This is a genomic window from Streptomyces sp. NPDC091271, from assembly GCF_044757505.1.
Taxonomy (GTDB): Bacteria; Actinomycetota; Actinomycetes; order Streptomycetales; family Streptomycetaceae; genus Streptomyces.
This window is the reverse complement of record NZ_JBIVVD010000008.1, coordinates 194,746-215,519: the sequence shown is the minus strand read 5'-3', so window position 1 is coordinate 215,519 and position 20,774 is coordinate 194,746. Positions and strand designations below refer to the sequence as shown.

Genomic DNA, 20,774 nt, shown 5'->3' with positions numbered 1-20,774 from the left:
CATACGTACCATGTGGGCAGCCCGGGAGTCCATCCCGCCACGATCAGACCGGCCCAGCACGGAGGCACGAGTGAGCAGCACCCAGCAGCCCTCCCCACCACGGCCCACCAGCCGTGACGTGGCCCGGGCGGCGGGCGTCTCGCAGGCGACGGTCTCGCTCGTACTCGGAGACAAATGGCGGGGCCGGGTGTCCACGGCTACCGCCGAACGGGTCCGCGACAGTGCCAGGGACCTCGGCTACCGGCCGAACTTCGCGGCCCGCAGTCTCCGGCTGGGCCGCACCCGCACCGCCCTCCTCGTCGTCCCGGCGCTCACCAACGAGTTCTTCGCCCGGGTGTACACGGGGGCCGCCGCCGTCGCCGCCGAGCACGACTTCGGCGTGGTCCTCTACCCGTCCCCCGACGGCACCGGGCCTGCCAGGGACCCGTTCGCCTCGGCCCGCGCGGCGCTCGACGGGGTGATCGCCTCGTCGATGGCGGCGGACGCCCTGGGGGCACTGAGGGGCGCGGACCTGCCGCTGGTGATGCTGGACAGCGACCCCGAGGACCACGGCGCCGCTGCGCGCGTGAACCTCGACATCGCGGACGGCATGCGCCAGGTGACGGACCATCTGCTCGGCCTCGGCCACCGCCGGATCACGCACCTCGCCTCCGCCGTGGGCACCTGGACCTTCGCGGTGCGCGCCCAGGCGCTGCGGGAGGCCGTGCGTGGCGTCCCCGGCGCCGTTCTGCGTACCGTCACCGCCCCGCTGGACGTACGGTCCGGGCGCGAGGCCACCGAGAGGGTCCTGGCCGCCCCCGGCCCGCTGCCGACGGCCATCGTCTGCGACGACGACATCCTGGCCGCCGGCGCCTGCAAGGCGGTCCGCAGACGGGGGCTGCGGGTGCCCGACGACATCTCCGTGACCGGTTTCGACGACCTGGCGCTCGCCACGGCGGTGGAGCCGGAGCTCACCACCGTGCGCCTCCCGGCCGAGCAGGTGGGTGAGCGCGGCATGACGGCTCTGCTGGCCGTCCTGGAGGGCCGCCCCGCGGCCCACCACGACCTCCCCGTCCGTCTGGTGGTACGGGGCTCCACCGCACCCCCGGCCACGGCATGACGGCGCCCTCCGGCCGCCGCGTACGACGGCCGGAGGGCTCCGTCCGGATCTTCCGGTACCGGTTACTCCTTCGGGGTCTCGCCTGCGCCCTTCGCGGGACCGTCGGCGCCCTTCTCAGGGGTGTCGGTACCCTTCTCGGGCGTGTCGGCACCCACGGCCGGGGTGGAGCCGCCCTCGGGCTCCTCCGTGTCGGACGGAGCGTCCGTCGGGGTCGCCCCCGCGCCGTCCGCGTCCAGCAGCCTGGCCAGCTGCCGGCCGACGATCCGCTTGAACTTGCGCTGCTGCGGCCTCGTGCGGTCCAGGACCGCCACCTCGAGCCGCTCGGCGGGGATCTCCCGCTCATTGCCGTTGGCCTCGCGGGACAGCGCCTGCACGGCCAGCTTCAGCGCCTCGGCGAGCGACATCCCGTCGCGGTGGCGCTGGTCCAGGAAGCTGCTGATCTGCTCGGCGTTCCCGCCGACCGCGACGGAGCCGTGCTCGTCCACGATCGAGCCGTCGTGCGGCAGCCGGTAGATCTGATCGCCCTCGGGCCCGGCGCCGACCTCGGCGACCACCAGCTCCACCTCGTACGGCTTCTCGGCGGCGCTGGAGAAGATGGTGCCGAGCGTCTGCGCGTAGACGTTGGCCAGCCCACGGGCCGTCACGTCGTCGCGGTCGTAGGTGTATCCCCGCAGATCGGCGTAGCGCACTCCGCCGATGCGGAGGTTCTCGTACTCGTTGTACTTGCCGGCGGCGGCGAAGCCGATCCGGTCGTAGATCTCGCTGAACTTGTGCAGCGCGCGGGACGGGTTCTCGCCGACGAACACAATGCCGTCGGCGAACTGCAGCACAACCAGGCTGCGACCACGGGCGATGCCCTTCCGGGCGTATTCCGCCCGGTCGGCCATGGCCTGCTGAGGTGAGACATAGAACGGCGTCGACACCGGCTATCCGTCCCTTTCTGTCAGTGACGAGTGCATCGGAGAAGCATCGGGCCGGTCAGAGCAGCGCGGCGCGGGGGCCGTCGGGCTGCTCGAGCCGGCGCTCCAGGATCGCGCGCGCGATCTCCGAGGATTCCGTGTCGTCCAGCCTGCGGAAGCCCTCGTCGGTGATGACGGTGACGATCGGATAGATCCGGCGGGCCACGTCCGGACCCCCGGTCGCCGAGTCGTCGTCGGCCGCGTCGTACAGCGCCTGCACGACCAGCGTGAGAGTCTGCTCCTCCGTCAGGTCGTCGCGGAACAGCTTCTTCATCGATCCGCGCGCGAAGACGGAGCCGGAGCCGGTGGCCGCGTAGCCGCGCTCCTCGGAACGGCCGCCGGTGACGTCGTACGAGAAGATCCGGCCCTTCTCGCGGTCGACGTCGTACCCCGCGAACAGCGGGACGACCGCCAGCCCCTGCATGGCCATCGCCAGGTTGCTGCGGATCATCGTGGAGAGCCGGTTGGCCTTGCCCTCCAGGGAGAGCGTGGCGCCCTCGACCTTCTCGAAGTGCTCCAGCTCCAGCTGGAACAGCTTGACCATCTCCACGGCGAGACCCGCCGTACCGGCGATCCCCACCGCGGAGTACTCGTCGGCCGGGAACACCTTCTCGATGTCGCGCTGCGCGATCATGTTCCCCATGGTCGCCCGCCGGTCACCGGCCAGCACCACTCCGCCGGGGAACGAGGCCGCCACGATGGTCGTGCCGTGCGGCGCCTCGATGGCACCCTGCAGCGGCGGCAGGCTGCGGTTGCCGGGAAGGATCTCGGGTGAGTGGTCGGACAGGAAGTCCATGAACGAGGACGAACCCGGCGTCAGGAAGGCAGCTGGTAGACGCCCGGTGCTACGAGTGTTGGCTTCCACGCGTTTCCCTCCAGGTATGCGATGGCCCTGCGCAAGGAGTCAGGATCATCCCCCAACTTGCCGATGGCCGAATTGCAGTTGAAGCACAGTACGCCTCGGACCCTACCCGTCCTGTGACGGTGATCAACATGATCCCGGGTGCGGAAGCACTTCCGTGGGATGCCCCGGTGATACCCGGTGCGGGCGAGGGCATCCCACGGAAATCGGCTGCCGGCGGCGCGAGCCCGCCGACGAACGGCCCGGCCGGGTATCCGGCTGTTACTCGCCGCCCTTTTGAACGAACGATCGAACGAAGTCCTCGGCGTTGGACTCGAGTACGTCGTCGATCTCGTCGAGGACGTCGTCCACGTCCTCGCTGAGCTTCTCCTGTCGCTCCGCAAGGTCCTCGGACGCCTGCGCGTCCTGCGCCTGCTCCTCGGTCTCCTCGGTGGAACGCGTCGCCTTCTGCTGTCCGCCGCCGGTGTCCTTGGTCGCCATGTAGCTCACCCCGCTCGGTTCGAAGCACTTGATCAGACCCTACCTACGGGGTCCGACATTGGCCCGGTACTTTCCTCAACGTCCGGAGGTCATCTGATTGATTCCCAGCCGGAGGGCCTTTCAGCCCCCCGTCAGCGTCCGGACCAGCTCTTCCGCCGTGCGACAGCGGTCCAGGAGCTCCTTGACGTGCTCACGTGTTCCGCGCAGCGGCTCCATCGTGGGCACCCGTTGCAGCGAGTCACGGTCGGGCAGATCGAAGATGACCGAGTCCCAGGAGGCCGCGGCCACATCGTCCGCGTACTGCTCCAGGCAGCGGCCCCGGAAATAGGCTCGGGTGTCCTCGGGAGGCTTCGTACGGGCCCTCTCGACGTCGCTCTCGTCGAGGAGCCGCTTGATCTTCCCCCGGGCCGCCAGACGGTTGTACAGGCCCTTGTCGGCCCGTACGTCGGCGTACTGGAGGTCCACCAGGTGCAGGCGCGGCGCGTCCCAGTCCAGGCTGTCCCGGCGCCGGTAGCCCTCCATGAGCTCCCGCTTGGCGATCCAGTCCAGCTCGCCCGCCAGACTCATCGGGTCGTTCTCCAGGCGGTTCAGGGTGTCCTCCCAGCGGGCCAGGACATCCTTGGTCTGCTCGTCCGCGTCCGCCCCGTACCGCTCCTCGACGTACTTGCGGCCCAGCTCGAAGTACTCCATCTGCAGCTGCACCGCGGTGAGTGTCCGGCCGCTACGGAGTGTGACCAGCTGCTTCAGTGTCGGGTCGTGCGAGACCTGGTGCAGCGTGCGGACCGGCTGGTCCACGGCCAGGTCGACATTGATGAAGCCGTCCTCGATCATGGCCAGGACCAGCGAGGTGGTGCCGAGCTTCAGATAGGTCGAGATCTCGGAAAGGTTCGCGTCGCCGATGATCACATGCAGCCTGCGGTACTTCTCGGCGTCGGAGTGCGGTTCGTCGCGGGTGTTGATGATGGGGCGCTTGAGGGTCGTCTCCAGGCCGACCTCGACCTCGAAGTAGTCCGCGCGCTGGCTGATCTGGAATCCGTGCTCATGGCCGTCCTGGCCGATGCCGACCCGGCCCGCGCCGGTGACGACCTGGCGGGAGACGAAGAAGGGGGTCAGGTGGCGCACGATGTCCGAGAAGGGGGTCTCCCGCTTCATCAGGTAGTTCTCGTGCGTGCCGTAGGAGGCGCCCTTGTTGTCGGTGTTGTTCTTGTACAGATGGATCGGCTGGGCGCCCGGGATCGCGGCCGCCCGTTCGGCCGCCTCCGCCATCACCCGCTCGCCGGCCTTGTCCCAGAGCACCGCGTCCAGCGGGTTGGTGATCTCCGGTGAGCTGTATTCGGGGTGCGCGTGGTCGACGTACAGCCGCGCACCGTTGGTGAGGATGACATTGGCGAGGCCGATGTCCTCGTCGGTGAGCTGGCTGGAGTCCGCGGTCTCACGGGCGAGGTCGAAGCCTCGCGCGTCGCGCAGCGGGTTCTCCTCCTCGAAGTCCCAGCGGGCGCGGCGCGCCCGGTGCATCGCCGCCGCGTAGGCGTTGACGATCTGGGACGAGGTGAGCATGGCATTGGCGTTGGGTTGACCGGGGACGGAGATCCCGTACTCCGTCTCGATGCCCATCACTCGCCGTACGGTCATGCGGCCCTCCTTGCCCGGCGTCGCTCCCGTCCGGGAGCGGCGCTCAAGTACCGCTGCTGGTCCGCGGTGCCCGTCCCCGCACTGCGCGACTCGGCGGTACGGCAGAGCCTAGAGCGCCTCTGCGCCGGAGGGGAGATCAATTACGTCATTGTTCGGGTGTGGCCGGAGCTGCCGGGAAAACGGCCGGCTGCGGATACCCTGCCGGGCATCCGCAGCCGGTCTGCGTTTTACAGGTACTGTCCGGTATTTGCCACCGTGTCGATGGAGCGACCGGTGTCTGCGCCCTGCTTTCCGGTGACGAGTGTGCGGATGAACACGATCCGCTCGCCCTTCTTTCCGGAAATCCTGGCCCAGTCGTCCGGGTTGGTGGTGTTGGGCAGGTCCTCGTTCTCCTTGAACTCGTCCACGCATGCCTGGAGGAGATGGGAGACGCGCAGGCCCTTCTGGCCCTGCTCGAGGAATGCCTTGATGGCCATTTTCTTTGCCCGGTCCACGATGTTCTGAATCATCGCTCCGGAGTTGAAGTCCTTGAAGTACAGGACTTCCTTGTCGCCGTTCGCGTAGGTGACCTCGAGGAAGCGGTTCTCCTCGGATTCCGTGTACATCCGCTCCACGACGGACTGGATCATCGCGTGGGCGGCGGCCTCCCTCGACCCGGTGTGTTCGGACAGGTCGTCCGAGTGCAGCGGCAGCGAGGGAGTGAGGTACTTCGCGAAGATGTCCTTCGCGGCCTCCGCGTCCGGACGCTCGATCTTGATCTTCACGTCGAGACGGCCGGGCCGCAGGATCGCGGGGTCGATCATGTCCTCACGGTTGGAGGCACCGATGACGATGACGTTCTCCAGGCCCTCCACACCGTCGATCTCGGCGAGCAGCTGGGGGACGATGGTGTTCTCCACGTCCGAGCTGACACCGGAACCACGGGTGCGGAAGAGAGATTCCATCTCGTCGAAGAAGACGATGACGGGGGTGCCCTCGCTCGCCTTCTCCCGGGCACGCTGGAAGACGAGACGGATGTGCCGCTCGGTCTCACCGACGTACTTGTTGAGGAGCTCGGGGCCCTTGATATTGAGGAAGTAGCTCTTCCCCGCGGGCTGGCCCGTGACCTCGGCGACCTTCTTGGCCAGCGAGTTGGCGACGGCCTTGGCGATGAGTGTCTTGCCGCAGCCAGGGGGGCCGTAGAGCAGGATGCCCTTCGGCGGACGGAGTTCGTGCTCCTTGAAGAGGTCCGGGTGGAGGTACGGGAGCTCGACCGCGTCGCGGATCAGTTCGATCTGGTCGCCCAGACCGCCGATCTTGTTGTAGTCGATGTCCGGGACCTCTTCGAGAACGAGCTCCTCGACCTCGCTCTTGGGGACCACTTCGTAGACGTAGCCGGACCTGGGTTCGAGCAGGAGGGCGTCGCCGGGGCGGATGGTGATGTCCAGCAGAGGCTCGGCGAGCCTCACCACCCGTTCCTCGTCGGTGTGCCCGACGACCAGGGCGCGCTCGCCGTCCTCAAGGATCTCCTTGAGGGTGACGATGTCCCCGGCCCGCTCGAATTCCATGGCCTCGACCACGTTGAGCGCCTCGTTGAGCATGACTTCCTGGCCTCGCCGGAGGCCTTCGAGCTCGACGCTCGGGCTGACGTTCACCCGGAGCTTGCGGCCCCCGGTGAAGATGTCGCAGGTGTCGTCCTCGTTGGCTTGCAGGAAGACACCGAAGCCGGCCGGCGGCTGCGCGAGCCGGTCGACCTCCTCCTTGAGGGCCACGATCTGGTCGCGGGCCTCCCGGAGTGTGTTGGCGAGCCGCTCGTTCTGCGCGGACACGCCTGCCAGGTTGGTCTGCAACTCGACGATCCGCTCTTCGAGAATCCTCGTATGACGCGGAGAGTCGGCGAGCTTACGTCGCAGGACGGCGATTTCCTGCTCGAGATAGGCGACCTGGCCGGCTGGGTCATCTGACCCTCGCCCGGGCCGGTTGCCGCGGTTGATGTCGTCGTCGTGGGCTGCCACGGTCCTCACCTCCTCCAAGGGGAGCTGGACGCTTCCTGACCCTACCTGGGTGGGTGATGATTGAAACCCCTAGATCACAAAGACCCGGGAGTCTGTCCGATCTTCACCCTTGCGCTCTCCCTCACGCCAAGGGAATACCCACCCTTCGGCACCGGAAAGCAGCCGGTTGTATCGTCGAAGCGTTCAACACCCGTCAGGGCTGGCTTCAATTGGTGCAGATACGCAGGGAACGGCAGGACACATGACCGTGCAGCAGGACGCTCCGGGCGACAGCGACACGCAGGATCTCGAGGTCTGGATCGACCAGGATCTCTGTACGGGCGACGGCATCTGCGTGCAGTACGCACCTGAGGTGTTCGAGCTGGACATCGACGGTCTGGCGTACGTCAAGAGCGACGAGGACGAGCTCCTCCAGGACAAGGGCGCCACCACACCGGTGCCGCTGCCTCTCCTCCAGGACGTCGTGGACTCGGCCAAGGAATGCCCGGGCGACTGTATTCATGTACGTCGCGTTTCGGACAATGTAGAGGTCTTCGGGCCCGACGCGGAGTAACGGCTCAGACGCCTCGCGCGGTGGAGCCCGCGGGGCCGGCGGACTTGATGAACGCGTTGCCCTTCCACTGCCAGGAGGCGCTCTCCAGCTCGTCGGGGCAGCAGCGGGGTACGTCGGCCGAGGAGTAGCCGAGCAGGGTCGCCGACACCCGGCCGTCACGGACGGTGAAGTCGGTGACGCTGAGTTTCTGAGCGGGGTCCACCAGGGTCGCCACGACCCGGGGTGCGGCCCCGCTCGGCTGTGTCACGACGTAGATGCCGCTGGGCGGGGTGCCGGACCCCGCGGCGCAGCGCACGACGGCCACGGTCTCGGGCCCGCCGTCCCCGTCGAGGTCTCCCGGGGCGCTGTCGGCCACGGTGTGTCCGTTGGCTCCGCAATCGAGCGGGAAGGTGACCTGGGCCGGGTCGGGTGCCTTCGCGACGGGCGCGCTCCCGTGCTGCGTGGTGACGCGGTCCTCCGACGCGGAGGCCGTCGCGGTGGCCGCGGCCGGCTGGAGCAGGCCCGCGGCGGCGACGACCGCGGCCATCGCCGTCGCCGTGGCGAGCCAGTGCACCGCTTTGGCATCGGTGTGCGCGAGGTCCGGGAGCGCGGAGGTCTGCACGCGGTATGTCTCCTGTGGTTCCTGGTGCCTGGATAGGCGGTGCCGGACGGATGTCGGCGGGCGGGGGGTGGCCAGCATCGTGCCACACCTCACACCCGAGGGGAACGGCGGGGTCGTCGCGGCCGGCGGAAAAGGCGCCGCCGCCGGGCTCCCGGGTCGGTCCGGGAACTCGGCGGCGGCGCCTTCGCGTTGTGGGGGTCAGTCGCGGGCGGCGGAGCCGCTCCGGCTGCCGGGGCCGTCGTAGTCGTCGCCGTAGGCGCCCTTGGACGGGCGGCGGCGGCGCAGCGGCGGCTCGACACCGTCCGCGAGACGGCGGGCGGTGACGAGGAAGCCGGTGTGGCCGATCATCCGGTGGTCGGGGCGGACGGCCAGGCCTTCGACGTGCCAGTTGCGGATCATCGACTCCCAGGGCTGCGGTTCCGCGAAGCAGCCGATCTCGCGGATGGACTCGACGGTCCGCGAGAGCTGGGTCGTGGTCGCGACGTACGCGCAGAGGATGCCGCCGGGCACCAGGGCCTTGGAGACGGCCTCGAGGCACTCCCACGGGGCGAGCATGTCGAGGACGACACGGTCGACGTCGGTGTCCGAGAGGTTGTCCTGGAGGTCGCCGACGGTGAGCTGCCAGGCCGGGTGCGGCGAGCCGAAGTAGCGCTCGACGTTCTGCTGGGCGATCTCGGCGAAGTCCTCGCGGCGCTCGTAGGAGTGCAGCATGCCCTGCTCGCCGATGGCGCGCAGCAGGAAGGTGCTCAGCGCACCCGAGCCGACGCCGGCTTCGACGACGCGCGCACCGGGGAAGATGTCGCCGAAGGCGAGGATCTGGCCCGCGTCCTTCGGGTAGACCACGGCGGCACCGCGGGGCATGGACAGGACGTAGTCGGGGAGCAGGGGACGCAGCGCGAGATAGGCGACGTTTCCCGTGGTTCGGACAACACTGCCCTCGGGAGCACCGATCAGCTCGTCGTGCGGGAAAGAACCCTTGTGGGTGTGGAAATTCTTTCCGGCCTCGAGCGTGAAGGTGTAGTGGCGTCCCTTGGGGTCGGTGAGCTGGACCTGGTCCCCGACTTTGAATGGGCCGCGACGGCGGGCGGCACCGGTCGGTTCGGACATGTGACCAGCCTACCGGTATTTCGGGGGCCGCTTTTCGGGGCGTCAGGCCGAGGGACGGGCCATGGCCTTGATGAAGGCGCGCTCGACGTCGGCGGTGGAGAGGACGCCGTAGATCTCGCCGGTCTCCTCGACCACCAGGTACTCGGTGGCCGGTGTGGCCTTCAGCCGGTCCAGCAGGGCCTCGCCCGCGAGTTCGGCCGGGACCTTCATACCGTCGGTGAGGTCCTGGGCGAGGCCGCTGACGGCCACCCAGGGCCGGCGGTGTTCGGGGACGCCGGCGATGGCCGCCTCCCGGACGACGCCCTTGGGGCTGCCCTGGCCGTCGACGACGACGAGGGCGCGGGCGCCCGCCTCGTTGGCGCGGCGGAGAGCCTCGGAGAGGGGGGTGGCGGACTCCACGGGGACGGCACGCCGGGTGAGGGTACGGGCGCGGAGTTCGGGGAGGTGCTCACGGAGCCGGGCCGTCCGCAGGCTGTTCCCGGCGCCGGTCCAGATGATCGCCGCGAGGATCGCCGCGAGGAGGGCGTCGGTGACGGTCTCGAAGCCGCTGATCTCACCGGTGGCGTTGCCGAGCGCGCCTGTGTGGGTGAGCAGGGGGAGGCCGACGAAGACGGTGATGGCCAGGCCGCGGCCGACCCATGCGGCGGCGATGGTGCCGCTCATCGGCTTGCCCGTGATCTTCCAGACGACGGCGCGGAGCATGCGTCCGCCGTCCAGGGGCAGACCGGGCAGCAGGTTGAAGGCGGCGACGATGAGGTTGGAGACCATCAGCCCGGCGAGGAGCACGCCGGGGACGGTGCCCGCTTCGACGAACTGGAGCGGGATGTAGAAGACACCGCCGAGGACGAGGGAGAGGAGGGGGCCCACGAAGGCGAGGACGAACTCGCGGCCGGGGGTCTCGGTCTCCTTCTCGATCTCGGAGACGCCGCCGAAGAACTGGAGCTGGATGCGGCGCACCGGCAGCTTGTAGCGCAGGGCGGCTACGGTGTGGGCGAGCTCGTGTACGAGCACGGACGCGTAGAAGGCGATGGCGAAGAAGAGCGCGACCAGGTAGCGGGCCCCGCCGAGTTCCGGCAGGACGCGGTCGAGCTGCCCTCCGAAGACCCATGTGATCAGCGCCGCGACGACGAACCAGCTGGGTGCGACGTACACGGGCACGCCGAAGGGGCGCCCCATGAGGAGGCCGCCTCCCGGGTCTGCCGGGCGTCGCGGTTTGCCCTTGTCCGGTCCGGTGCCGGGGTCCTTGTCCCCTGCGCCGGGCTGCGGGCGCCCGCTGTCGCCGCTCTCGTCCACGGGGTCCCTTCGGTCGGTGGCTTCTGCCACGATCATGCTGTGTGCGAGCTCTGTCGTCGATGGTATGCCGCTAGGTGTCAGTGGCGGGCCGTAGGGTCTGCGACATGACGTCCGTACCGCGCCCGCCTCAGCCACCCTCGTCCCTGTCGCCGTCGCGCGCGAGCGATTTCATGCAGTGCCCCCTGCTGTACCGCTTCCGGGTCATCGACAAGCTCCCGGAGAGGCCCAGTGAGGCTGCTACCCGGGGCACGCTGGTGCATGCGGTGCTTGAGCGCCTGTTCGACGCCCCGGCGGCGGACCGTACGGCGCCGAGGGCCAAGGCGCTGATCCCGGGCCAGTGGGACCGGCTGCTGGAGTCGAAGCCCGAGCTGACGGAGCTCTTCGAGGGGGATCCGGAGGGAGAGCGGCTCGCGGGCTGGCTGGGCGAGGCGGAGCGGCTCGTGGAGCGGTGGTTCTCGCTGGAGGATCCGACGCGCCTGGAGCCGGCCGAGCGGGAGCTGTTCGTCGAGACGGAGCTGGATTCGGGGCTGAGGCTGCGCGGCGTGATCGACCGCGTGGACGTGACCCCGACGGGTGACGTCCGCATCGTGGACTACAAGACGGGCAAGGCGCCCCGGCCGGAGTACGCGGAGGGCGCGCTGTTCCAGATGAAGTTCTACGCCCTGGTGGTGTGGCGCCTGAAGAACGTGGTCCCGCGCCGGCTCCAGCTGGTCTATCTCGGCAGCGGTGACGTGCTGACGTACGACCCCGTTCCGGCGGACCTCGAGCGGGTGGAGCGCAAGCTGCTGGCGCTGTGGGAGGCGATCCGGCTGGCCACCGAGACGGGTGAGTGGCGGCCGAGGCCGACGAAGCTGTGCGGCTGGTGCGACCACCGGGCGGTCTGCCCGGAATTCGGCGGGACTCCCCCGGTCTATCCGCTGTCCGTGCGCCCGCCCGAATCGGTGGAGGCTGTGCAGGGCAGAATGGAGCCGGTCCGGTCCGAGGCCGGCCAGCCCGTGGCCCTCGAAGGCCCTTAAGGAGATTACGTGGCTATCCGCGTCCTGCTCGTCGATGATCAACCACTGCTGCGCACCGGTTTCCGGATGATCCTGGAGGCGGAGGGCGATCTGGCGGTGGTCGGTGAGGCCGGGGACGGCCTGCAGGCCATCGACCAGGTGCGGGCGCTGCAGCCCGATGTCGTGCTCATGGACATCCGGATGCCTCGGATGGACGGGGTCGAGGCGACCCGCCAGATCACGGGCCCCGGGCGGGACGGCCCGGCGAAGGTCCTGGTGCTGACGACGTTCGATCTCGACGAGTACGTGGTGGAGGCGCTGCGCGCCGGCGCCAGCGGCTTCCTGCTGAAGGACGCGCCGGCCAACGAGCTGGTGCAGGCCATCAGGGTGGTGGCCGCGGGCGAGGCGATGCTGGCGCCGAGCATCACGCGCCGGCTGCTCGACAAGTACGCCGACCATCTGCCGTCGGGCGAGGACCCCGTCCCGGACGCCCTGCACACCCTGACCGAGCGCGAGGTCGAGGTGCTGAAGCTGGTGGCGCGCGGGCTGTCCAACGCGGAGATCGCGGCGGACCTGTTCGTCAGTGAGACGACGGTCAAGACGCATGTGGGCCATGTGCTGACGAAGCTGGGTCTGCGTGACCGTGTGCAGGCCGCCGTCTACGCCTACGAGAGCGGTCTGGTGCGTCCCGGCGCCCAGTGAGACCGGGTGCGGACGCGGGGACCGGGGGGGGGGGGGGGGGGGGGGGGGCGGGCCCCCCCCCCCCCCCCCCCGCCCCCGCGTCCGGAGGACGCCGCGTCAGGAGTCGCCGCGTGCCAGCTCCCAGAGCTGCAGGTCGGCCGAGGAGTTGACGGCCCACTCCACGCCGGTCAGCTCGTCGAGCGAGGCGACGTACTGCTTGCCCTGCCAGACCGGGAGCACGGGGACGTCGTTGGCAACGATGTCCTGGAGCTTCTCGAAGGTCGGCGTCGCGGCACTGCGGTCGGCCTCGCGGCGGGACTGCGGGATGAGCGTGCCCTGCGCCTCGGCCGACGTGTACGGGGAGTTGAGGAAGTTGTTCTCGTCGAGGAACGGCGCGATGTAGGTGTCCGGGTCCGGGAAGTCGGGGAACCAGCCCATCCCGTACACGGCGTACTCGCCCTTCTTCTGGGCGGGACGGAACTTGTCCCAGGGGGTGCCCTTGACGTCGACCTCGAAGAGCTTCGTGTCGTTGAGCTGCTTCGCCAGCGCCTCGAACTCCGCCTTGGTGGCGGGACCGTAGTGGTCGGTCGTGTAGTGCAGGGTGAACTTCACCGGTGTGCTGATACCGGCCTTGTCCAGAATCCCGGCGGCCGTGTCCAGGTCGGGCTCACCGTACTTGGTGTAGAACGAATTGGTGTGGCTGGTGATGCCGGACGGGATCAGCGAGTAGAGCGGCTCGGCGGTGCTGCCGTACACCTTGCTCGCGATGGACCCGCGGTCGATGACCTGGGCCATGGCCTGGCGTACGGCCTTGTTCTTCACCACGGGATCCTCGGTGTTGAACCCGAGGTAGCTGATGGCGAGGCCCGGCATCTCCGTCAGCTTCACGCCTTCCGCCGGGTCCTCCAGCATCTTCTGCGACTGCTCGGGCGACATGGTGCGCGTCATCATGTCGATCTTCTTGTCGTCGAGCGCCTTCCCCATCGCCGCCGCGTCGGGGAACAGGTCCAGTTCGACCTTCTCGTTCCTGACCTTCAGATCCCCCTTGTACTTGGGGTTCTTGGTGAAGACCACCTTGACGACCCGGCCGCCCTCGACCTCGGGCTTCATCGTGTAGGGGCCGGATCCGTCGACCTGGAGGCCCTCACGGGGAGCCTTCGCCGGGTACTTGTCCTTCTGGACGATGCCGGCGGGCGGCGTGGCGAGCTTGTAGGGGAAGGTGGCGTCCGAGGTCTTCAGGTGGAAGATGACCTGGTTCTCACCCTTGGTCTCGACCGCGTCGATGTTGGCGAGCAGGCCGACCGGGCCGCTCTCGTCCTTGATGTCCATCACGCGCTGGATGGAGTACTTCACGTCCTCCGGCGTGACCGGGGTGCCGTCCGCGAAGGTGAGCCCGTCACGCAGCGTGCAGCGGTAGCTCTCGTTCTCGGTGTCGGTGAACGTGCAGCTCTTCGCCGCCTCGGGCACCGGCTCGCCGCCGCCGCGGGGAATGTGGGTCAGGGTCTGCACGGTCTGGCGCAGGACGTTCCACACGCCCGCCTCGTAACCGATGGCGGGGTCGAGGGGGGCCGGGTCGTCCTTCGAGGCGATGAACTGGTCCGTGGTCCCGACAACGATGGCATCGCCCCCGTCGTCCGACCCGCCGCAGGCGGCGAGCACGGGTGCGAGCAGGCCCACTACGGCCGGCAGCACCAGCGTCTTGCGGTTCATCTGGACGTTCTCCCTCATTCCGGCATGTGAGAAAACCGAGATTAGTAGGCGCCGCAGGGGGGCTTGACCGGTGCGGATCGGCGGCGTATTCACTCGGTGATCGCCGATGACGGGTTGTCCATGTCACGCTCGGGAATGTTTCGTACACGACTCCATCAATGCGGACGTATAGGGGCCCCGAATCAGACAGCTTGGCTGATTCGCAGGCCCCACGAACATTACGCCGAGTGACGAACATCACGCCCCCGCACCGTTGGGCGTCTTGACATGGACCTGATTCAGACGGTGCGCGAAAGCGGGGAACGAACAGATTTCACGGCTGAATTCTTGTCGCCTGTCCACGAAACACTCTTCGTGTACCGGCTCTCACTCGTCGGCGATCAGGTCCCGCAGGAAGGCGAGATCCACCTGCTCCAGGGAGGGAACGACCACCCGTCCGGGGGCGGGGGCGATCGGCGCCACGGAGGGCACGGCGACGACCCGGCAGCCCGCTGCCTCGGCCGCGGCGACCCCGGTGGCGGTGTCCTCGATGACCGCGCAGCGCCAGGGATCCGCCCCGAAACCCGCCGCCGCCGCGAGGTAGGGGTCGGGGTGGGGCTTCGTACGGGACACCTCGTCGCCCGCGACCGTGAGCGCGAAGTGGTGACGGCCCACCGAGTCCAGGACCCGGTCGATGATGCGCCGGTGCGAGGCCGAGACCAGGGCGGTGGGCACCTCGTGCGCGGCGAGCTCGGCGAGCAGCCGTGCGGCGCCCGGCATCAGCGGCACACCGCGTCCGATGCGCTTCTCGAATCGGTCGTTGAGCAGCACGGTGAGTTCCTCGATGGCGATGTCGGCCCCGGTGACCTCGATGAGGTAGCCGGCGCTGCGGGTCATGGGCCCGCCGACGACCACCTCCCGCCAGGCCGGCTCGAGCCGGTGACCGAGGTCGGCGAAGACCTCGACCTCCACGTCCCACCAGAATCCTTCGGTGTCGACCAGTGTGCCGTCCATGTCGAGAAGGACGGCTTGCAGCGCCGACCCTTCGGCCGTACGGGTCAGGGACGCGGGGACCGTACTGGTCATCCGGCACACCTCCATGAGGGACGAGAAGGCCGGCCGCCTTCCCGGTGGGAACGGCGACCGGCCTGCACTGGACCGACCAGTCTACGACTCGTGCACGTCCTGCGCGCGGAGTAGCGCCTTACCGCGCGTTGAACGGTGCCCTACCGTGCGTTGAAGTACTTCGCCTCCGGGTGGTGGATGACGATCGCGTCCGTGGACTGCTCGGGATGGAGCTGGAACTCCTCGGAGAGCTTCACACCGATCCGCTCGGGCTCCAGGAGCTCCGCGATCTTGGCCCGGTCCTCCAGGTCGGGGCAGGCCCCGTAGCCCAGGGAGAAGCGCGCGCCGCGGTACTTCAGCGCGAACATGTCCTCGACGTCAGAGGGGTCCTCGCCGGCGAAGCCCAGCTCGCTGCGGACCCGTGCGTGCCAGTACTCGGCGAGCGCCTCGGCCAGCTGTACGGACAGTCCGTGGAGCTCCAGGTAGTCGCGGTAGGAGTTCGACTCGAAGAGCTCGGCGGTGGCCCCGCCGATCTTCGAGCCGACCGTGACGACCTGGAGGCCGATCACATCCGTCTCCCCCGACTCCTCGGGGCGGAAGAAGTCGGCCAGGCAGAGGCGGCGGCCGCGGCGCTGGCGCGGGAAGGTGAAGCGGGTGCGCTCCGAGCCGTCCTCGTGCAGCAGGATCAGGTCGTCGCCCTTGGAGACGCAGGGGAAGTAGCCGTAGACGACGGCGGCTTCCAGCAGGTTCTCGGTGTGCAGCTTGTCGAGCCAGCCGCGCAGGTGCGGCCGGCCCTCGCGCTCCACGAGCTCCTCGTACGTCGGGCCGTCACCGGCGCGGGCCTGCTTGAGGCCCCACTGGCCCTTGAAGAGCGCGCCCTCGTCCAGCCAGGATGCGTACTCCTTGAGCTGGATGCCCTTGACGACCCTGGTGCCCCAGAACGGCGGCTCGGGGACCGGGTTGGTGACGGAGACGTCGGACCGCACACCGTCCTCGGGCTCCACGACCTCGGCCACGGGGGTGTCCCGCTTGGGCACCCTGCGCTGCTTCAGCTCGGGGAGGCTGGCGCCGGGGACACCGCGCTTGACCGCGATGAGGGCGTCCATGAGGCGCAGCCCCTCGAAGGCGTCGCGGGCGTAGCGGACCTCGCCCTCGTAGATCTCGTGCAGGTCCTGTTCGACGTAGGCCCTGGTCAGGGCGGCGCCACCGAGGATGACCGGGTAGTCGGCCGCCATCTTGCGCTGGTTCAGCTCCTGCAGGTTCTCCTTCATGATCACGGTGGACTTCACCAGGAGGCCCGACATGCCGATGACGTCGGCGCGGTGCTCCTCGGCGGCGTCCAGGATCGCGGAGACGGGCTGCTTGATGCCCAGGTTGACCACGTTGAAGCCGTTGTTGGACAGGATGATGTCGACGAGGTTCTTGCCGATGTCGTGGACGTCGCCGCGGACGGTGGCCAGCACGATGGTGCCCTTGCCGTCGTCGTCGGTCTTCTCCATGTGCGGTTCGAGGTAGGCGACCGCGGTCTTCATGACCTCGGCGGACTGCAGCACGAAGGGCAGCTGCATCTGGCCGGAGCCGAAGAGCTCACCCACGACCTTCATGCCCGCCAGCAGGGTGTCGTTGACGATCTCGAGCGCGGGCCGGGTCTCCAGCGCCTCGTCGAGGTCGGTCTCCAGCCCGTTCTTCTCGCCGTCGATGATGCGGCGCTGGAGCCGCTCGTCCAGCGGCAGGGCGAGGAGTTCCTCGGCCTTGCCCTGCTTCATCGACTTCATGTTGACGCCCTCGAAGAGCTCCATGAGCCGCTGCAGCGGGTCGTAGCCCTCCTCCCGGCGGTCGTGGATCAGGTCGAGCGCGACCTTGACCTGCTCCTCCTCCAGCCGGGCGATCGGCAGGATCTTGGAGGCGTGCACGATCGCGGAGTCCAGACCCGCCTTCACGCACTCGTCCAGGAAGACGGAGTTCAGGACGACGCGTGCGGCCGGGTTCAGGCCGAAGGAGATGTTCGACAGGCCCAGCGTGGTCTGCACGTCGGGGTGGCGGCGCTTCAGCTCGCGGATGGCGCCGATCGTGGCGATCCCGTCCTTGCGGGACTCCTCCTGGCCCGTGCAGATGGTGAAGGTCAGGCAGTCGATGAGGATGTCGGACTCGTGGATGCCCCAGTTGGTGGTGAGGTCCTCGATGAGCCGCTCGGCGATGGCGACCTTGTGCTCGACGGTGCGGGCCTGGCCCTCCTCGTCGATGGTCAGCGCGATCAGCGCGGCGCCGTGCTCGGCGGCCAGCGCGCTCACCTTGGCGAAGCGGGACTCAGGGCCGTCGCCGTCCTCGTAGTTGACGGAGTTCAGTACGGCGCGGCCGCCCAGCTTCTCCAGTCCGGCGCGCAGGACGGGCACCTCGGTGGAGTCGAGCACGATCGGCAGGGTGGAGGCGGTGGCGAACCGGCCGGCCAGCTCGTCCATGTCCGCGACCCCGTCGCGCCCCACGTAGTCGACGCAGAGGTCGAGCATGTGGGCGCCTTCGCGGATCTGGTCGCGGGCCATCTCGACGCAGTCGTCCCAGCGCGCGTCGAGCATGGCCTCACGGAACTTCTTTGATCCGTTGGCGTTCGTACGCTCGCCGATCGCGAGGTACGAGGTGTCCTGGCGGAACGGGACGGTCTGGTAGAGCGAGGCCGCTCCGGGCTCGGGGCGCGGGGCACGGGTGGTGAGCTCGGAGCCGCGGACGCGGTCCACGAGCTGGCGCAGGTGCTCGGGCGTCGTACCGCAGCAGCCGCCGACGAGCGAGAGGCCGTACTCCTGGACGAAGGTCTCCTGGGCGTCGGCCAGGCCCTCGGCGTCGAGCGGGAAGTGCGCCCCGTCCTTGGTGAGCACCGGCAGCCCGGCGTTCGGCATGCAGAGCAGCGGGATGCGGGAGTGGCGGGTGAGGTAGCGCAGGTGCTCGCTCATCTCCGCGGGGCCGGTCGAACAGTTGAGGCCGATCATGTCGACACCGAGCGGTTCGAGCGCGGTCAGCGCGGCACCGATCTCGGACCCGAGCAGCATGGTGCCGGTGGTCTCGAAGGCCAGTGAGCAGAGCACCAGGAGGTCGCTGCCCATCGCCTCCAGGGCGCGCCGGGCACCCAGCACGGCGGCCTTGGTCTGCAGCAGGTCCTGCGTGGTCTCGATGATGAGCGCGTCGGCGCCGCCGGCGATCAGCCCCTCGGCGTTCTGCTGGAAGCCGTCGCGCAGGACCGTGTAGGGCGCGTGGCCCAGGGTCGGCAGCTTGGTGCCGGGGCCGATGGAGCCGAGCACCCAGCGCTGCTGTCCGGTGGACTCGGTGAACCGGTCGGCGACCTCGCGGGCGATGCTCGCGCCGGCCTCGGAGAGCTCCTGGATCCTGCCGGGGATGTCGTACTCACCCAGGGCGGAGGCGTTGGCCCCGAAGGTGTTCGTCTCGACGCAGTCCACGCCGACCGAGAAGTACTCCTCGTGCACCGAGCGGACGATGTCGGGGCGCGTGACGTTCAGGATCTCGTTGCAGCCTTCGAGGTCCTCGAAGTCCTCGAGGGTGGGGTCCTGGGCCTGGAGCATGGTGCCCATGGCACCGTCGGCCACCACGACCCGGGTGGCGAGCGCCTCACGGAGCGCTGCGGCTCGGGTCCGGCTGTCAGCTGCGGGGGTCGGCAACGAGGCCATGGATGTTCTCCCTGGGATGCGACGGCTGTCGGCTTTGCGCCCTTCTGCGGAAGGGGCACGCGGCCAGCGTAGCGGGGAGGCGCCCGGGGCGGGCATCGCGTCCCACGGGGCGGACTGCATGCTGTCCCGTGAACGGGCCCGCTCACGGGGTGACGCATAATCTTCGCGCCACCGGACAGAGGTCGGCATCGACCGATAGTGTTCAGCATTGTCGAACCGAGGTGGAGGAGTACGGCGCGATGGCGAAGAACATCCAGTCGCTCGAGCGGGCAGCCGCGATGCTGCGTCTGCTGGCGGGCGGCGAGCGTCGGCTCGGCCTGTCCGACATCTCGTCGTCCCTGGGTCTGGCCAAAGGCACCGCGCACGGCATTCTGCGCACCCTCCAGCACGAGGGCTTCGTCGAGCAGGACGCCGCGTCCGGCCGCTACCAGCTGGGCGCCGAGCTGCTACGCCTGGGCAACAGCTATCTCGACGTGCACGAGCTGCGGGCCCGCGCACTGGTGTGGACCGACGACCTGGCCCGCTCCAGCGGCGAGAGCGTCCACCTGGGCGTGCTGCACCAGCACGGGGTACTGATCGTCCACCACGTCTTCCGGCCCGACGACAGCCGCCAGGTGCTCGAGGTCGGCGCCATGCAGCCGCTGCACTCCACCGCCCTGGGCAAGGTCCTGGCCGCCTACGACCCGGTCGCGCACAGCGAGGCCACGGAGGTGGAGCGGCGGTCCTTCACGCCGCGCACGGTGACGGGCGACGAGGAGTTCGAGTCGCTGCTCGACCTGATCAGGGCGCAGGGCTGGGCGGCCGACGTCGAGGAGACCTGGGAGGGCGTGGCCGCCGCGGCCGCCCCCATCCACGACCGCCGCAGGATGCCGGTCGGCGCCGTGGCCGTGACCGGCGCGGTGGAGCGTGTCTGTGCCGGCGGCGAGCTGCGACCCGAGCTCGTCGCGGCCGTACGGGACTGCGCCCGCGCCGTGTCCCGGGACCTGGGCGCCGGGCGCTTCTGAGCACACCCGCGGCGTCGGTAACGATCGAGTCGCGCGTCACACACCTCTTGACGCACCCCCCATCGGGGAGAAACATTGCCGTTCACCGGTCGGCATTGTCGAACGCTTAACGGCAATACGCGTTAGGGTGTGACAGTGCCGAGGGCCGGTCAAGCCCTACAGGTGAAGTGCCCGTTCCCGACGAGTACCCACCTGGGGGCGCGATCCACCGGAGGGACCCGGTGTTTCGCCTTCCCCTGGACGAAGGACAAAGGAGTCACGGGTGTCCAGCTCCGACATCTTCATCGGCGAGACCATCGGTACCGCCGTACTCATACTGCTCGGCGGCGGTGTCTGTGCCGCCGTGACGCTCAAGCGCTCCAAGGCGCACAACGCCGGCTGGCTGGCGATCACCTTCGGGTGGGGCTTCGCCGTACTGACCGGCGCCTACATAGCTTCCGGTGTGTCCGGCGCCCATCTGAATCCGGCGGTCACGATCGGCCTGGCGATCCAGGGCGGCACCGCGTGGAGCGATGTTCCCCTGTACCTCGCCTCCGAGCTGCTCGGCGCGATCATCGGTGCCGTGCTCGTCTGGGCCGTGTACTACGGCCAGTTCCACGCGCACCTCACGGATCCCGAGATCGTGAAGGACCAGCCCACGGAGAAGGCCATGGTCGACCAGTCGTCGGCGCCGAAGGCGGGCCCCGTACTCGGCATCTTCACCACGGGCCCGGAGATCCGGCACGCGGTGCAGAACGTGGTCACGGAGATCATCGCCACCTTCGTACTGATTCTGGCGATCCTCACCCAGGGCCTCAACGACGAGGGCAACGGCCTCGGAGCGCTCGGTGCCCTGATCACCGCACTGGTGGTCGTCGGTATCGGTCTGTCGCTCGGCGGCCCGACCGGCTACGCGATCAACCCGGTGCGCGACCTCGGTCCGCGCATCGTGCACGCGCTGCTGCCCCTGCCCAACAAGGGCGGGTCGGACTGGGGCTACGCCTGGGTACCGGTGGTAGGACCGCTCATCGGGGGCGCACTCGCCGGCGGGCTCTACAACCTCGCCTTCGCCTGAGCCCTCATCTCCGCACCACACAGACTTCCGGG

17 protein-coding genes and 1 pseudogene are annotated in these 20,774 nt (G+C 69.1%); 6 read left to right on the top strand and 12 right to left on the bottom strand.

Annotated features, from left to right (window positions below):
* The first annotated feature begins 70 nt into the window (after positions 1-70).
* On the top strand, positions 71-1,099 hold the full coding sequence (locus tag ACIQM3_RS30765) for a LacI family DNA-binding transcriptional regulator (RefSeq protein WP_401630153.1): 1,029 nt from the start codon (positions 71-73) through the stop codon (positions 1,097-1,099).
* 62 nt (positions 1,100-1,161) lie between these two features.
* On the opposite strand, the gene prcA is transcribed toward ACIQM3_RS30765, so the two are convergent.
* The 6 genes and pseudogenes from prcA to arc form a co-directional block, all read right to left on the bottom strand.
* Positions 1,162-2,022 carry a proteasome subunit alpha gene (gene prcA, locus ACIQM3_RS30760; protein WP_401630152.1) on the bottom strand — a complete coding sequence of 287 codons (861 nt, stop codon included), beginning with the start codon at positions 2,020-2,022 and terminating at the stop codon, positions 1,162-1,164.
* 55 nt (positions 2,023-2,077) lie between these two features.
* Complete coding sequence (gene prcB, locus ACIQM3_RS30755; RefSeq protein WP_401630150.1) at positions 2,078-2,923, bottom strand: proteasome subunit beta; 846 nt, start codon at positions 2,921-2,923, stop codon at positions 2,078-2,080.
* Positions 2,875-3,054 (bottom strand): annotated as a pseudogene (locus ACIQM3_RS30750) (endonuclease domain-containing protein); the annotation flags it as partial. The pseudogene ACIQM3_RS30750 and the gene prcB, both read right to left, overlap by 49 nt.
* Positions 3,055-3,181: 127 nt before the next feature.
* On the bottom strand, positions 3,182-3,400 hold the full coding sequence (locus ACIQM3_RS30745) for a ubiquitin-like protein Pup (RefSeq protein ID WP_104791959.1): 219 nt from the start codon (positions 3,398-3,400) through the stop codon (positions 3,182-3,184).
* 120 nt (positions 3,401-3,520) lie between these two features.
* Positions 3,521-5,032 carry a depupylase/deamidase Dop gene (gene dop, locus ACIQM3_RS30740; protein ID WP_401630147.1) on the bottom strand — a complete coding sequence of 504 codons (1,512 nt, stop codon included), beginning with the start codon at positions 5,030-5,032 and terminating at the stop codon, positions 3,521-3,523.
* Between the two features lie 227 nt (positions 5,033-5,259).
* Complete coding sequence (gene arc, locus ACIQM3_RS30735; protein ID WP_401630145.1) at positions 5,260-7,026, bottom strand: proteasome ATPase; 1,767 nt, start codon at positions 7,024-7,026, stop codon at positions 5,260-5,262.
* Positions 7,027-7,267: 241 nt separating this feature from the next.
* Between arc and ACIQM3_RS30730 the strand changes: the two genes are divergently transcribed.
* Positions 7,268-7,579, top strand: a complete 312-nt coding sequence (locus tag ACIQM3_RS30730) for a ferredoxin (protein ID WP_104790263.1) — start codon at positions 7,268-7,270, stop codon at positions 7,577-7,579.
* A gap of 4 nt (positions 7,580-7,583) precedes the next feature.
* Here the strand turns inward: ACIQM3_RS30730 and ACIQM3_RS30725 are convergent, their stop codons facing one another.
* From ACIQM3_RS30725 to ACIQM3_RS30715, 3 genes are all read right to left on the bottom strand, one after another.
* Positions 7,584-8,180 (bottom strand): hypothetical protein, encoded by a 597-nt coding sequence (locus tag ACIQM3_RS30725; RefSeq protein ID WP_401630143.1) that lies wholly within the window; start codon positions 8,178-8,180, stop codon positions 7,584-7,586.
* 198 nt (positions 8,181-8,378) lie between these two features.
* The gene (locus ACIQM3_RS30720) at positions 8,379-9,287 is read right to left on the bottom strand and encodes a tRNA (adenine-N1)-methyltransferase (protein WP_401630141.1); all 909 of its coding nucleotides are present in this window, start codon (positions 9,285-9,287) and stop codon (positions 8,379-8,381) included.
* Positions 9,288-9,329: 42 nt separating this feature from the next.
* Positions 9,330-10,580 (bottom strand): site-2 protease family protein, encoded by a 1,251-nt coding sequence (locus ACIQM3_RS30715; RefSeq protein ID WP_401630617.1) that lies wholly within the window; start codon positions 10,578-10,580, stop codon positions 9,330-9,332.
* Between the two features lie 170 nt (positions 10,581-10,750).
* Between ACIQM3_RS30715 and ACIQM3_RS30710 the strand changes: the two genes are divergently transcribed.
* Together ACIQM3_RS30710 and ACIQM3_RS30705 are read left to right on the top strand one after the other, a co-directional pair.
* A complete protein-coding gene (locus ACIQM3_RS30710) occupies positions 10,751-11,596 on the top strand; it encodes a RecB family exonuclease (RefSeq protein ID WP_401630615.1) in 846 nt (281 codons plus the stop codon).
* Between the two features lie 9 nt (positions 11,597-11,605).
* Positions 11,606-12,277 carry a response regulator transcription factor gene (locus tag ACIQM3_RS30705; protein WP_104790259.1) on the top strand — a complete coding sequence of 224 codons (672 nt, stop codon included), beginning with the start codon at positions 11,606-11,608 and terminating at the stop codon, positions 12,275-12,277.
* Positions 12,278-12,373: 96 nt separating this feature from the next.
* On the opposite strand, the gene ACIQM3_RS30700 is transcribed toward ACIQM3_RS30705, so the two are convergent.
* The 3 genes from ACIQM3_RS30700 to metH all read right to left on the bottom strand — a co-directional run bounded on the left by ACIQM3_RS30700 (position 12,374) and on the right by metH (position 18,684).
* Positions 12,374-13,966 (bottom strand): ABC transporter substrate-binding protein, encoded by a 1,593-nt coding sequence (locus ACIQM3_RS30700; protein ID WP_401630139.1) that lies wholly within the window; start codon positions 13,964-13,966, stop codon positions 12,374-12,376.
* Between the two features lie 366 nt (positions 13,967-14,332).
* Positions 14,333-15,031: an HAD family hydrolase gene (locus ACIQM3_RS30695; RefSeq protein ID WP_401630137.1), complete on the bottom strand. Its 699-nt coding sequence runs from the start codon at positions 15,029-15,031 to the stop codon at positions 14,333-14,335.
* A gap of 140 nt (positions 15,032-15,171) precedes the next feature.
* A complete protein-coding gene (gene metH, locus ACIQM3_RS30690; RefSeq protein WP_401630135.1) occupies positions 15,172-18,684 on the bottom strand; it encodes a methionine synthase in 3,513 nt (1,170 codons plus the stop codon).
* Between the two features lie 239 nt (positions 18,685-18,923).
* Here metH and ACIQM3_RS30685 point away from each other — a divergent pair, with 239 nt between their 5' ends.
* Together ACIQM3_RS30685 and ACIQM3_RS30680 are read left to right on the top strand one after the other, a co-directional pair.
* Positions 18,924-19,688 (top strand): IclR family transcriptional regulator, encoded by a 765-nt coding sequence (locus ACIQM3_RS30685; RefSeq protein WP_362943046.1) that lies wholly within the window; start codon positions 18,924-18,926, stop codon positions 19,686-19,688.
* Between the two features lie 262 nt (positions 19,689-19,950).
* Entirely contained in the window at positions 19,951-20,742 is a 792-nt protein-coding gene (locus ACIQM3_RS30680) for an MIP/aquaporin family protein (RefSeq protein ID WP_401630133.1), read from the top strand.
* The last annotated feature ends 32 nt before the right edge of the window (positions 20,743-20,774 follow it).